The following is a 13,379-nucleotide window of genomic DNA, read 5'->3' as shown; positions in this document are numbered from 1 at the left end:
TTACTCGGCCGGAAAATTCGGCCGGTGACACACACTGAAGAGCGGAACGACCGGAGGAATAGTCCGATCGTTCACAGCGTCCTCGCTGTGTTTTTTCAAAGGAACCTCGACCATCGGTGATCCGATGGACGGGGTATCAACATATCTGGCGTTGACTTTTGGCACGCTGTTGAGTTCTCAAGGAACGGTCGCTTCCTTTGTACTCACCCTCTCGGGCTTTCCTCCGGGCTTCCCTTCGGTGTTTCCGACTCTATCAGATCTTCTCTCGATCCGATTTCCTCGGTGCTTTCCGGGTTCTCGCTCTCGCGCTTCCCCTTCCGGCCGTCCAGACTTTATCAGAAGTTCTCGGCCGGTCTGACATCCGGCCCCGCCCCCCGCTGTGCCGGGGCCGGCCCGGGCGGGACGGACCACGGCCCGTCGACGGCGGGCGAGCCGTCGTGATGGAGTGGCTCGCCCGGAGAGGGGGTTCGTATGTGTGTGGCGTCGAGTGCGGCCGCGTTCTCGGGCACGGTGCTCTACTGCGGGCGGCAGCGGCATCCCGAGCACGGGCTGATACATGTGGTCGGGTACCAGAACACGGTCGCGAATCTGGCGGACGGGCCGAACGCCATGCTGCTGCATCTGCCCACCCGCCGGCTCGCGCCGGAGCAGTTCGTCCCGGTCGGCAGGGACGGCGACGTGCTGCGGCGGATGGTCGACGCCGTCGCGGCGTCGGAGGCCGAGCCCGACGGCATCGCCTGGATGGGCGCCGAGGCCGAGCCGGTCGTGCGGGTGTTTGAGCATGACGTCTACACCGTGCTGCTCGCCGACGACCCCACGCTGATCCTCACCGCGCTGCATCGCGTGCCCTGGAAGCGGAGGCCGCGGATCGAGCCGGAGCTGCCTGCCTTCTATGCCGAGCACTTCCCGGATCACGCGGTGGCGCTGTGCTGCTTCGACAACGCCGACGCGCGGCGGGCCAAGCCGCTCCTCGTCTGGTACCCGCCGAACGACCCCGACCGGTTGACCGTGCCGGCGCTCGACAGTCACACCGGTGGGGCACCGGACCTGGATGCCGTCGTGCCGGTCGATCACTGGGTGCTGTTCTCCAGTGACGAGGCGGGGGACGGGTGGGGCACGGCCGTCGAGTATCCGAGGCGGATGCGGCACACGTTGCGGGGTCTTCTGCCCGACCGGGTGATGGGGCGGTACTACGGCGACGGCGGGCAGGCGCTGGTCAACGGGGACTTCGGGATCGGGCACCGGGAACTGCTGGCCGGGCAGCTCGACCGGATCGAGCGACATCGGCCGTAGCGGGGCACGGGTGAGGGAGCCGGCTCCCGTGGAGCCGGCTCGTGGAGCGCGGGGCGTCGGTCAGTCGCCGTCCTCGAAGTACGCGTCCAGGACCGCGTCCAGCTGCTCGTCCCATTCCTTGAAGCGGGAGCGGGAGGTGGCCTCGATCTCGATCGGGTACCAGCGGCGGTCGGGGGTGTGGACCGTGATCGTGTAGCGCTTGCCGAAGCGGGGGGACTCCGACTCCACCGCGGCGATCTCCGGCCAGCTGAACTCGCAGGCCTCCTCGTCCAGGCTGAGGCGGACGCCCTTGTGGTCGGCCACTATCCTGGCGCGGCGGTCGGCGGCTTCGAAGACCGGGCCGTCGGCGGGCGCCGTGGGCTCGTCCTCCGCGCTCTCCCCGGCGCCCCCGGCTGTCTCCGGCGACGCCGGCTCCGCGGGTTCCGCCGACTCGTCGGGCGTCTCGGCCTCGGGCTCCTCCTGCTTCGCCAAGGGCGTCGCCGGGGCCGTGAGGCCCGGGATGAAAGCCGGGTCGAAGCCGGCGCCCGTCACGGGCTCGGCCTTCACCGCTTCCGTCTTCAACGCTTCGGTGTTCAACGGATTGCTGCCTGATCCTATGCGCTGCTCCACGGCGGCAGTATGGACGACTTCCCTGTGCCGGAACCAGTCAGCCCGCGCGTCGAGGCGCGCGACTTACGCCGCTCCGGGGGAATCGAGCACGGCGAGGGCGTCGATCTCGATCAGCAGGCCGGGCGGGAGGCCGACGTAGACCGTCGTACGGGCGGCGGGCGGCTGGGTGAGGGCCTCGGCCTCGAAGTACGCGTTGTAGATGTCGTTCATCTCGGCGAAGTGGTCGACGTCGGTGAGGTAGACGCGGAGCATCATCACGTCGTCCCAGCTCGCGCCGCCCTCTTCCAGGATCGCCTTGACGTTGGCGAGTGTCTGGAGGGTCTGCTCGCGCAGGGTGGGGCCGGCCGGGGTCGGGGGCCTGCCCTCCTCCGCGGGCAGGAAGCCGACCTGGCCGGCGACCTGGAGGATGTTGCCCTTGCGCACCCCGTGCGAGAACTTCGCGGGCGGGGTGGTGTGGGTCTTCGGGGTGAGGGCGGTCTTTTCCGTCATGCGGGGGTCCTTACGGGTGTTCGGTCACCGGTGTTCTGCCGGAGTACTCGGCGCTGATCGCGTCCGCGGTGCGGCGGACCAGCGGAAGGAGGGCGAGGAGTTCGTCGGCGGTGACGACCACGTTCGGGGCGGACACCGACATCGCGGCGGCCACGCGGCCGTCGACGCCGCGGATGGGGGCGGCGACGCAGTTGACGGACTCCTCGTGGCCGCCGAGGTCGGTGGCCCAGCCCTGTTCCCGGACCTCGGCCAGCTCCTGGAGATAGGCGTCGGCGTTCGGGGTCGAACGGGGGGTGTACGAGGGGTAGTCGAGCTTCTCCGCGAGGGCGCGGCGCTGTGCGGGCGGGAGGTCGGCGAGGAGGAGTTTCGCCACGGCGGTCACGGTGAGGGCGACGGGTCTGCCGATGCGGGAGTACATGCGGACCGGGTAGCGGCTGTCGACCTTGTCGATGTACAGGACCTCGCCGTCGTCGTACACGGCCAAGTGGACGGTGTGGCCGCACTGTTCGTTCAGGCGTACGAGGTGGGGGTGGGCGATCTCGCGGACGTCCAGGTTCTCCATCGCCTCCTGGGCGAGGCCGAAGAGGCGGGCGCCGAGGCGGTAGCGGTGGTCGGACTGGCGGTAGACCAGGCCGTGCTCGTGCAGGGTGCGCAGGAGGCGCAGGGCGGTGGACTTGTGGACGCCGAGGTGGTCGGCGACCCGGCCGAGGTCGGCGGGGCCCTCGGCGAGCAGCGGCAGGATGCTCAGGGCGCGGTCGACGGTCTGGCTCATGGGGTGTTGGCCTCCTCGGGGGCCCACGCGGGCTGCGTCCAGCCGGGGGCGGGTCGCGGTCTTCCCCGTGCGGCGTCGTTCAGGGCGGCGGGGGCGCGGGTGGGGGGCGGGGCGAGGTCGGTGGGGGCGGCGAACGCGGCGCCCGCGACGACATGGGCGACGACGTCCACCGTGGGCGCGCGCACGAAGGTCGCGGTGCCGTCGCCGTCCTCCATGACCCTGGTGACCTTGTCGCAGGCGGTGGCGCCGTCCCTGCCCTGCTCGATGACGACGGTCGCCGGCTCCGGCAGCGCCGCCAGGACGGACCGTCCGCCGCGCAGGCCCCGGGCTTCCCGGGCCTCGTCGGTGGCGACGAACACGATGTCCGCGCGCCGCGCCGGCTCCAGGAGCACACGCGGTCCGTCCGGGCGCTGACGCCGCGGCGCGGGCCGGTGGTCGGCGTCGAAGGAGACGAGGGGGCGGCCGGGGCGCGGAGCCGTCGGCTCCCGCGTCAGGGCGAGGCACTCGCCGGAGAGGGCCGCGGTGATGCCCCCCAGGTGCGGGACGCGGCCGGCCGCCACGGCCGCGAGGTCGGTGTCGGCGAAGGACACCGCCGACACCGCCCTGTAGTGGGCCGCCTCGGGCGCCCGTGCCGCACGGTCGGCCGCCGTACGGACGTACACGCCTGTGGGCCGCGCCGGGTCCCGGTGAACGGCGGACATGTCCACGCCGTACCCCTCGACGCCCTCGACCAGGTGCTCCCACCCGTCCGCCCCCACCCCGCTCACCCGCCCCGCCGCATGCCCGAAGGCCGCCGGCGCGCACGCCGCGTCGGACTCCGCGCCGCCGGTCGCGCGGTCGAGGGACCGCACGCCGGCCGAGCGCTCCGGCCCGGTGGGGAAGAAGGTGACCATGGATTCGCCCGGCGCGACCACGTCCACGGCCGCACCCTCGAAACCGTCAGCAGCGTCGTCGATGATGGCTCCGATCCCGCGGGCGGCGGCTCCGTTGACCCGGCTTCGGCGAGATGCTAGACAGCGGTGAGCACCATACGCAATGGACGTTGCACAGAATGCAACAGGCCGAAGAGGGGCTCCATGGACACCGAAGCGCTCGACCGGCTGGCCGGGGAACAGGTCGACCACCGCTTCAAGGGCCTCCCGCCGGACGCCCACGGCCTCACCGTCCGGGAGCTGGCCGGCCAGCGCCGCAATCTGTTCGGCGCGAACGACGGATTCACCACCCCCCTCCTCGTCCTCTCCGCCGAGCGCCTCGCGCACAACCTCGCGGTCATGGAGTCGTACACCGCGCGCCACGGCCTCGCCTTCGCCCCGCACGGCAAGACCTCCATGGCGCCGCGGCTCTTCCAGCGCCAGATCGAGCACGGGGCGTGGGGCATCACGCTCGCCGTGCCCCACCAGGTGCGCGTGGCAAGGGAGTTCGGTGTTCAGCGGATCTTCCTCGCCAACGAGCTGGTGGACGCCTCGGCCCTGCGCTGGCTCGCCGGTGAACTCGCCGCCGACCCCGGCTTCCGCTTCGTCTGCTACGTCGACTCCGTGCGCGGCGTGGAGCTGATGGACGCGGCCCTGCGCGGGGCCGTACGGCCGGTGGACGTCGTCGTGGAGCTGGGCGCGGGCGAGAAGGCCCGTACCGGCGCCCGGACGGCGGCGGACGCGCGGGCCGTCGCCGAGGCGGTCGGCCGTGCGCGGGCGCTCCGGCTCGTCGGCGTGGCGGGGTACGAGGCGCAGGTGCCGGACGCGGACCCGGCGCGGGTGCGTCAGTGGCTGGACCGGCTCGTCGCGCTCGCCGCCGCGTTCGACGGGGACGGGCTGTTCGAGGAGGCCGAGGAGATCGTGATCAGCGCCGGCGGCAGCGAGTGGTTCGACGCCGTCGCCGAGGTCTTCGCCGGCGTCCCCGCGCTCTCCCGCCCCGTCCTGAAACTCCTGCGCTCCGGCGCGTACGTCTCGCACGACGACGTGCACTACCGCGAGCAGACCCCGTTCAACCGGGTGCCCGAGGAGGGCGCGCTGGAGCCCGCGTTCCGGCTGTGGGCGCAGGTCGTCTCGCGGCCCTCGGCGGCGGAGGCGTTCGTCAACGCGGGGAAGCGGGACGTCTCCTACGACCTCGGCCTCCCGGTCGCGCGGGTGGTGCGGCGGGACGGCGCGGAGAGGCCGGCGGCCGGGATCGAGGTGACCGCGCTGTCCGACCAGCACCTGTGGCTGCGCACCGGACCCGACGCGGATGTCCGGGTCGGCGACTGGATCGGCTTCGGGCTGTCCCACCCGTGCACGGTCTTCGAGAAGTGGCAGCTCATTCCGGTGGCCGAGGCGGACGGAACGGTGGTCGACTACATCCGCACCTACTTCTAGGACGAGCGGGGAGGCCCGGTATGGAAGAGCTGGTCGTCCGGGACGCCGAGGTGGTCGACGGCAGCGGCGAGCCGTCGTACCGGGCCGATGTGGTCGTCGACGGCGGACGGATCGTGTCCATCGTCAAGGAGGCCGCGGCGGCGGGATGCCAGCGGCCGCGGGCCAGGAGGGAGCTGGACGCCGAGGGCCTCGCCCTCTCCCCCGGCTTCATCGACATGCACGCCCACTCCGACCTCGCCCTGCTCCGCGACCCCGACCACAGCGCGAAGGCCGCGCAGGGGGTCACCCTGGAGGTGATCGGCCAGGACGGGCTGTCGTACGCCCCCGTGGACGACCGGACGCTGGCGGAGGTCCGCCGGGCGATCGCCGGGTGGAACGGGTACGGCGAGGACGTGGAATTCGGCTGGCGCACGGTCGGGGAGTACCTCGACCGGCTGGACCACGGGTTCGACGGGCACGGGATCGCCGTGAACGCCGCCTACCTCGTCCCGCAGGGCACGGTGCGCGCGCTCGTCATGGGGTGGGAGGACCGGCCCGCGACCGCCGGGGAGATCGGCCGTATGCGGGAGTTGGTCGCCGAGGGGATGGAGCAGGGGGCCGTCGGGCTGTCCTCCGGGCTCACCTACACGCCCGGGATGTACGCCGACGACGCCGAACTGACCGAGCTGTGCCGGGTGGTGGCGGCGTACGGCGGCTACTACTGCCCGCACCACCGCTCCTACGGCGCCGGTGCGCTGGAGGCCTACGCCGAGATGGTGGCGCTGGCCCGGGCGGCGGACTGCCCGCTGCATCTGGCGCACGCCACCATGAACTTCGGCGTGAACGAGGGGCGGGCCGGTGAGCTGACGGCCCTGCTCGACCGGGCCGTCGACGCGGGCGTGGACCTCACGTTCGACACGTACCCCTACACCCCCGGCTGCACCACCCTGGCCGCGCTGCTGCCGAGCTGGGCGGGCGAGGGCGGTCCGGCGGAGGTGCTGGCCCGGCTCGCGGACCCGGCGACGGCCGAGCGCGTCCGGCGGGAGCTGGAGGTGACCGGCTCCGACGGCTGCCACGGCGTGCCCGTGGCGTGGGAGACGGTCGAGGTGTCCGGGGTGACGGACCCGGGGCTCGGCGCGTATGTGGGGCGCACCGTCAGCGAGTCGGCGGCCGGACAAGGCCGGACGCCGTGGGAGGTCGTCCGGCGGCTGCTGATCGAGGACCGGCTCGGCACGACCGTCCTCCAGCACGTCGGCCACGAGGACAACGTCCGCGCCCTCATGCGCCACCGCGCCCACACCGGCGGCTCGGACGGCATCCTGCGGGGCGCCAAGCCGCATCCGCGGGCGTACGGCACCTTTCCGCGCTATCTCGGCCACTACGTACGGGAGTCGGGCGTGCTGTCGCTGGAGGAGTGCGTCGCGCACCTCACCGGGCGGCCCGCGGCCCGGCTGCGGCTGCCGGACCGGGGCCTGGTGCGTGAGGGGTACCGGGCGGACCTGGTGCTGTTCGACCCGGCGACGGTCGCCCCGGGCGCCACCTTCGCCGCGCCCCGGGCGCTGCCGACGGGCATCCCGTACGTCCTCGTCGACGGCCGCTTCGTCATCGAGGACGGCAGGCGGACGGACGTGCTCGCGGGCCGTTCCGTCCGCCGGACGCCGAGGTGAGCCCCGTACGCCCGCGTCCTACGGCTTGGGCAGGGTGCAGCCCGCGGCGCCGAGGTTCAGGGTGTTGCCGGTGGTGAAGCAGGCCGGGATCTCGTACGTCTCCTCGGCGTAGTTGATGCCCTGGCGGACGGTGACGGTGCCGTTCTCGTCCACCTCGCACGGGTTGTTGACCGTGCAGCGCTCGCCGCTCTCGTTGCCCGTGTTGTTGACGGCGACGACCTTGCCGGTGCTGGTGTCGATGACCGGGGAGCCGGAGGTACCGCCGATGGTGTTGCAGCTGGAGGTGTAGCGGACCGAGTCCTTCCAGGTCCAGCCGCCCTCCTTCAGCTGGTACACGAAGCCGTCGATGTTGCAGCTGTACGTCGTCTTCCAGTACCCGGAGACGACCTTGATGGCGGTGCCCGCGACGGGGTGGGTGTCGTTCACGGTGAGCGGGCTGATGCCGTAGGAGCTCTTGATCTGCGCGTACGTGGTGGTGAGGCGGTAGATCGTGACGTCCGTGTCGGTCATCGTGGAGTAGACGACCTGGTTGGCGCGCAGGGTGGCGATCTTGCTGCCGCTGGCGTTCAGCAGGCCGAAGGTACGGCTGGAGGACTGGCCGGTGATGACCTGGCCGGGGTCGGGGAAGCCGGTCTCCAGGCAGTGGCCGTTGGTCAGCACCAACGCCGGGTCGCTGTCGGCGGAGTTGGGGAAGCGGATGACGGAGCCGGAGCAGTTGCTCAGCGAGACCGTGCCCGCGAAGTTGACGGTGACGGCGGCAGGCTTCGCCTTGGCCGCGGGGGAGTTGACGGTGAGCGGGGCGGCGACCGCGGGAGCCGCGCCCAGCCCGGCCAGGGCCAGGGCGGAGAGCGCGGCGAGGAGAGGCTTGTTCATGTGGGGGTCCCCTCTTACGACGGGGGCGACCGGAGGGATTTCCGGTCGCCCGCTGTGTTGTCATGCGCATTCTCAGCGCAGCGAGGGGGTGGGAACAAGAAGCCGGATCAGGCCGTAGGGGTTTCCCTGTGTGGCGCCTGTGATCAACTCGCTTGATTCCGGGACGACTTGAGGTCGGTCAGTGGGGCCGCCTGCCGTGGCCGTTGCCCTTGCCGCCGGGCACGACGGGCGACCTGGTGGGTGCCGCGGTCGTCGACGCCGGGGGCGGGGCGCTGGTCTTCGTGGGCGGCGGGGCGGAGGTGGTGACGGACGCCGGTCCGGAGGTGGTGGCCTTGACGCCCGCGGCCCGGGACGCGGGCGGGGCGGACCCCGCGGGGGCGCTGGTGCCGGAGGTCGCCGACGGGAAGGCGGTCGCCCCCGGGATCCCGGTGCCGGCGCCGGTGTCCCCCGTGGCGCCGGCGCCCCCGACCTCCTTGCGGGGGGAGTCGGCCGGGCCGTCCGAGCCCGAGACCCCGGCGATCAGCGCGACCGCGCCGGCGACGCCGAGCGCCCCGGCGACGGCCGCGAGGCGCCGACGGCCGCCCTTGCGCCGCTGCTCCCGGCGCCGCCGCTCGGCCCGGCCCTCGGCGGCGTCCGGCGCCGGCCCGGCACCGGGCATCCCGAGACCGGACACGTCGAGACGGGACGTGTCGTCGAGACCGGACGTGTCGAGACCGGACCCGCCGGGGGCCGACGCACCGGGGGTCGTGTGACCGGGATCACCGAGGCCGGACGGCCCGGGATCAACCGGACCCGCGCCGGACGGCCCGCCGACGCCCGGCGCCCCCGGACCGCCCGGTCCCACCGGCCCCGCCTCGGTGACCGGCGGCAGCTCCCGCGTCTCCTCGTACGCGTTCTGCCAGCCGTGCGCGGCGGCGGGATCGGTGTACTCCTCGTACGCCGGGGCGGGGCCCGGTCGCGGGTGGTACACGGGCGGCGGGACCCGGGGCTCCTCCCCCGCGCCGTGCGCGCCGTACGCCTCCGACCCGTACTCACGTTCGCTGGACACGACAGCGGATTGTAGGGAGATGCGGGAGTGTGCGGGCAGCCGTTGGCGCAAATCCGGGCAAATCTCCGTATCGCGTGGCGGAAAACACCACCCATGACCGGCCAAGGCGGCCTAAGCTCACGGGTATGCAGGTGATCCAGTCGACCAAGCTCGCCAACGTCTGTTACGAGATCCGGGGCCCGGTTCTCGAAGAGGCCATGCGGCTGGAGGCGGCGGGACACCGCATCCTCAAGCTGAACACGGGCAATCCGGCGGCGTTCGGCTTCGAGTGCCCGCCGGAGATCCTGGAGGACATCCTCCGCAACGTCTCCACGGCGCACGGCTACGGCGACGCCAAGGGCCTGCTGGCCGCCCGGCGCGCGGTCGTCATGCACAACCAGACCCTCGGCATCGAGACGGACGTCGAGCACGTCTACATCGGCAACGGCGTCTCCGAGCTGATCGTGATGGCGATGCAGGGGCTGCTGGACGACGGCGACGAGGTCCTCGTACCGGCGCCGGACTACCCGCTGTGGACGGCCGCGGTCTCGCTGTCCGGCGGCACGGCGGTGCACTACCGCTGCGACGAGCAGTCCGACTGGATGCCCGACCTCGCCGACATCGAGCGCAAGGTCAGCGACCGCACCAAGGCGATCGTCATCATCAACCCGAACAACCCCACGGGCGCGGTCTACGACGAGGCCGTGCTCAAGGGGCTGACGGACATCGCGCGCCGCCACAACCTGCTGGTCTGCTCCGACGAGATCTACGACAAGATCCTGTACGACGGCGCCACGCACACCCCGACCGCCAAGGTCGCCCCCGATCTGCTGACGCTGACCTTCAACGGCATGTCGAAGGCGTACCGGGTGGCCGGATACCGGGTGGGCTGGATGTCGATCTCCGGCCCGCGCGCGCACGCCGACTCCTACATCGAGGGCCTGACGATCCTGGCGAACATGCGGCTGTGCGCCAACATGCCGGGGCAGCACGGTGTGGTCGCCGCGCTGAGCGGACGCCAGACGATCACGGACCTGGTGCTGCCGGGCGGGCGGCTCAAGGAGCAGATGGACACGGCGTACGAGCTGCTCACGCAGATCCCGGGCGTGAGCTGCGTCCGGCCGAAGGGCGCGCTGTACCTCTTCCCGCGTCTGGACCCGAAGGTGTTCAAGATCCGGGACGACCGGCAGATGGTCCTCGACCTGCTCCGCCAGGAGAAGATCATGGTGGTGCAGGGCACGGGCTTCAACTGGCCCGAGCCCGATCACTTCCGCGTGGTCACCCTGCCGAACGCCGTCGACCTGAAGGACGCGGTGACGCGGATCGGGAGCTTCCTGGACGGCTACGGGCAGCCGTAGCCCGGGGCCGACTTCGGTAAGGCTGTCCGTAGTCGACGGGCTTCAGCCCGTGACGCGGCTCAACTTTAGACGAATTCCAAGCTAGGATGGCTTCCTGTCAGAGCACAGGAGGCCGTCCCATGTACGAACCGATCCGCACCAAGTCGGTCCACAGCACGATGGCCGGCACCCCTTCGGACTTCCCCCACCGGTCGCGCGAGGAGGAGCTGGACATCCAGCTCGCCGGACATCTGTCCGCGCTGCTCGCGGTCACCGACGAACTCCGCGCCCTGACCCCCTCGGCCGACCTGGACACGGCCGCGGAACGGCTGGTCGCCGAGGTGTGCCGGCTGCGGGGAGGCAAGCCGCCGCGCGCGACGCCGGGCACGGCCGCCGGCGACCCCGCGGGCCTGCACCGCCGCGCCCACGCCCTGGCCGGCCGCGCCCTGGTGGTCGCGGCCTCCCGCGCGGACACCGCGGCGGCCATCCTCTCCGCCGAGCGCATGGACGCCCACACGGCCGCCCTCGCCGACCCGAGGGAACTCAGCACCACCGGCTGACGAGGTCGGTGATCTTCGACTCTCCCCGGGCGCGGGGCGCAGGGCGCGGGCGAGGTCCACGACGTGGCGGTCGCAGAAGCGGAGGCCGGGCACGGCGTGCCGGGGCCGGGGGGCGGGCGGGCCCCTCCGCGAGGCGGCGGATCACCGCGCGCCGGCGCCTGGGCGGAACACCCCCGGGCCGGGTTTTCGCCGGGTGCGCGGTGGGTGCGGGGGGTACGGGGTTATGCGCGCGCACCGGGCCGGGACCGTCGCCGTACGCCGTTGTACGGGGCGGGTCCCGGCCCGGTGCGGTGCGCTACCGCGGCTGGCCTTCGTGACGACTATTGCTGGTCAGGGCTAGTCGGACCGGCCGCGGAGTTCCGAGGGGCTCAGCCCAGGCGCTCGACGAGCGCGCGGTACTGGTCCCACAGCTCCTTCGGGGTGTGGTCGCCGAAGGTGTTGAGGTGGTCGGGGACCAGCGCGGCCTCCTCGCGCCAGACCTCCTTGTCGACCGTGAGCAGGAAGTCCAGGTCGGACTCGGACAGTTCGAGGCCGTCGGTGTCCAGCGCGTCCTTGGTCGGCAGCACGCCGATCGGGGTCTCGACGCCCTCGGCCTTGCCGTCCAGGCGCTCCACGATCCACTTCAGGACGCGGGAGTTCTCGCCGAAGCCGGGCCAGACGAACTTGCCCTCGTCGTTCTTGCGGAACCAGTTGACGTAGTAGATCTTCGGCAGCTTGGACTGGTCCTTGTCCTTGGCCACGTTGATCCAGTGCGCCATGTAGTCGCCCATGTTGTAGCCGCAGAACGGCAGCATGGCGAACGGGTCGCGACGCAGCTCGCCGACCTTGCCCTCGGCCGCCGCGGTCTTCTCGGAGGCCACGTTGGCGCCGAGGAATACGCCGTGGTCCCAGTCGAAGGACTCGGTCACCAGCGGCACCGCGCTGGCGCGCCGCCCGCCGAAGAGGATCGCGGAGATCGGCACGCCCTTGGGGTCCTCCCACTCGGGCGCGATGATCGGGCACTGCGAGGCGGGCACGGTGAAGCGGGCGTTGGGGTGGGCGGCCGGGGCCTCGGAGCCCGGGGTCCAGTCGTTGCCCTTCCAGTCGGTCAGGTGGGCCGGGGACTCCTGGGTCATGCCCTCCCACCAGACGTCGCCGTCGTCGGTGAGTGCCACGTTGGTGAAGACCGTGTTGCCCCACAGGGTCTTCATCGCGTTGGCGTTGGTGTGCTCGCCGGTGCCGGGCGCGACACCGAAGAAGCCGGCCTCGGGGTTGATCGCGTACAGGCGGCCGTCCTCGCCGAAGCGCATCCAGGCGATGTCGTCGCCGATGGTCTCCACGGTCCAGCCGGAGACGGTGGGCTGCAGCATGGCGAGGTTGGTCTTGCCGCAGGCGCTCGGGAAGGCGGCGGCGACGTACTTCGACTCGCCCTGCGGCGGGGTGAGCTTGAGGATCAGCATGTGCTCGGCGAGCCAGCCCTCGTCACGCGCCATGACGGAGGCGATCCGCAGCGCGTAGCACTTCTTGCCGAGCAGGGCGTTGCCGCCGTAGCCGGAGCCGTACGACCAGATCTCGCGCGACTCGGGGAAGTGGGAGATGAACTTGGTCTGGCTGCACGGCCACGGCACGTCCGCCTGGCCCGGCTCCAGCGGGGCGCCCACGGAGTGCACGGCCTTGACGAAGAAGCCGTCCTCGCCCAGCTCGTCCAGGACGGCCTGGCCCATGCGCGTCATGGTGCGCATCGAGACGGCCACGTAGGCGGAGTCGGTGATCTCGACGCCGATCGCGGACAGCGGGGAGCCGAGCGGGCCCATGCAGAACGGGACGACGTACATGGTGCGGCCGCGCATGGAGCCGCGGAACAGGCCCTTGTCGCCGGCGAAGATCTCCCGCATCTCGGCGGGGGCCTTCCAGTTGTTCGTCGGGCCCGCGTCCTCTTCCTTCTCGGAGCAGATGAAGGTGCGGTCCTCGACACGGGCGACGTCGGTCGGGTCGGAGGCGGCGAGGTAGGAGTGCGGGCGCTTGATCGGGTCGAGTTTCTTGAAGGTGCCCTTGGCCACGAGCTCCTCGCACAGGCGCTCGTACTCGGCCTCGGATCCGTCACACCAGACCACGTTGTCCGGCTGCGTCAGTTCGGCGATCTCGTTGACCCACGAGATCAGTTCCTGGTGGCGGGTGGGAACGCTGCTAGCCGAGTTGTCGCGCGCCACGGTTGCTCCTAAGTGAGGGATTTTGTCCTTGCGGCCCCGTGGGGGCTGCGACCCGGACGCTTCGCTGTCGCTCATCCGGTGCCGACTGCACTCATTTGATCATCCGCCTGGAGCGCCCATCTGTCCAGGGGGTCTCACAGGTGAGCGACGTGAGGTCCGCCACGGTTCCAGCGTCGTTTGCGTTTTCTTTGCGTGCGTCTTGATTTCGGCTGAAAGTCTTTTTGCGTCCGCCCGAC

Annotated in this window: 12 protein-coding genes; 5 read left to right on the top strand and 7 right to left on the bottom strand. The window is 71.8% G+C overall.

Translation table 11 applies throughout. The features are described from left to right. Positions 1–471: 471 nt before the first annotated feature. Positions 472–1,293: a hypothetical protein gene (locus ACWDD7_RS10570; RefSeq protein WP_450457051.1), complete on the top strand. Its 822-nt coding sequence runs from the start codon at positions 472–474 to the stop codon at positions 1,291–1,293. A 60-nt stretch (positions 1,294–1,353) separates the two neighbouring features. On the opposite strand, the gene ACWDD7_RS10565 is transcribed toward ACWDD7_RS10570, so the two are convergent. The 4 genes from ACWDD7_RS10565 to ACWDD7_RS10550 all read right to left on the bottom strand — a co-directional run bounded on the left by ACWDD7_RS10565 (position 1,354) and on the right by ACWDD7_RS10550 (position 4,056). Beyond that, positions 1,354–1,902: a hypothetical protein gene (locus ACWDD7_RS10565; protein WP_450457050.1), complete on the bottom strand. Its 549-nt coding sequence runs from the start codon at positions 1,900–1,902 to the stop codon at positions 1,354–1,356. A 63-nt stretch (positions 1,903–1,965) separates the two neighbouring features. Beyond that, a complete protein-coding gene (locus tag ACWDD7_RS10560) occupies positions 1,966–2,391 on the bottom strand; it encodes a RidA family protein (RefSeq protein WP_450457049.1) in 426 nt (141 codons plus the stop codon). Between the two features lie 10 nt (positions 2,392–2,401). Then, positions 2,402–3,163 (bottom strand): IclR family transcriptional regulator, encoded by a 762-nt coding sequence (locus tag ACWDD7_RS10555; protein ID WP_450457048.1) that lies wholly within the window; start codon positions 3,161–3,163, stop codon positions 2,402–2,404. Continuing rightward, positions 3,160–4,056, bottom strand: coding sequence for a PfkB family carbohydrate kinase (locus tag ACWDD7_RS10550; protein WP_450457065.1), 897 nt, complete (start codon positions 4,054–4,056; stop codon positions 3,160–3,162). Before ACWDD7_RS10550 ends, ACWDD7_RS10555 begins: the two co-directional genes overlap by 4 nt. 183 nt (positions 4,057–4,239) lie before the next feature. Here ACWDD7_RS10550 and ACWDD7_RS10545 point away from each other — a divergent pair, with 183 nt between their 5' ends. Both ACWDD7_RS10545 and ACWDD7_RS10540 read left to right on the top strand, forming a co-directional pair. Next, a complete protein-coding gene (locus ACWDD7_RS10545) occupies positions 4,240–5,511 on the top strand; it encodes an alanine racemase (RefSeq protein ID WP_450457047.1) in 1,272 nt (423 codons plus the stop codon). Positions 5,512–5,531: 20 nt separating this feature from the next. After that, positions 5,532–7,157 carry an N-acyl-D-amino-acid deacylase family protein gene (locus tag ACWDD7_RS10540; RefSeq protein WP_450457046.1) on the top strand — a complete coding sequence of 542 codons (1,626 nt, stop codon included), beginning with the start codon at positions 5,532–5,534 and terminating at the stop codon, positions 7,155–7,157. An 18-nt stretch (positions 7,158–7,175) separates the two neighbouring features. Here ACWDD7_RS10540 and ACWDD7_RS10535 read toward each other — a convergent pair whose 3' ends face one another. Both ACWDD7_RS10535 and ACWDD7_RS10530 read right to left on the bottom strand, forming a co-directional pair. After that, positions 7,176–8,030: a trypsin-like serine peptidase gene (locus ACWDD7_RS10535; RefSeq protein ID WP_450457045.1), complete on the bottom strand. Its 855-nt coding sequence runs from the start codon at positions 8,028–8,030 to the stop codon at positions 7,176–7,178. Positions 8,031–8,208: 178 nt separating this feature from the next. Next, entirely contained in the window at positions 8,209–9,078 is an 870-nt protein-coding gene (locus ACWDD7_RS10530) for a hypothetical protein (RefSeq protein WP_450457044.1), read from the bottom strand. 125 nt (positions 9,079–9,203) lie between these two features. On the opposite strand from ACWDD7_RS10530, the gene ACWDD7_RS10525 reads away from it, so the two are divergent. Both ACWDD7_RS10525 and ACWDD7_RS10520 read left to right on the top strand, forming a co-directional pair. Further along, the gene (locus ACWDD7_RS10525; RefSeq protein WP_450457043.1) at positions 9,204–10,415 is read left to right on the top strand and encodes a pyridoxal phosphate-dependent aminotransferase; all 1,212 of its coding nucleotides are present in this window, start codon (positions 9,204–9,206) and stop codon (positions 10,413–10,415) included. A 119-nt stretch (positions 10,416–10,534) separates the two neighbouring features. Further along, positions 10,535–10,954: an SCO4983 family protein gene (locus ACWDD7_RS10520; RefSeq protein ID WP_450457042.1), complete on the top strand. Its 420-nt coding sequence runs from the start codon at positions 10,535–10,537 to the stop codon at positions 10,952–10,954. A gap of 368 nt (positions 10,955–11,322) precedes the next feature. Here the strand turns inward: ACWDD7_RS10520 and ACWDD7_RS10515 are convergent, their stop codons facing one another. Continuing rightward, complete coding sequence (locus tag ACWDD7_RS10515) at positions 11,323–13,143, bottom strand: phosphoenolpyruvate carboxykinase (GTP) (RefSeq protein ID WP_450457041.1); 1,821 nt, start codon at positions 13,141–13,143, stop codon at positions 11,323–11,325. Positions 13,144–13,379: the final 236 nt, after the last annotated feature.

The organism is Streptomyces sp. NPDC001056 (genome assembly GCF_053598955.1).
Note: the sequence above shows the minus strand (reverse complement) of the source record. Positions and strands in the feature narration are given on the sequence as shown.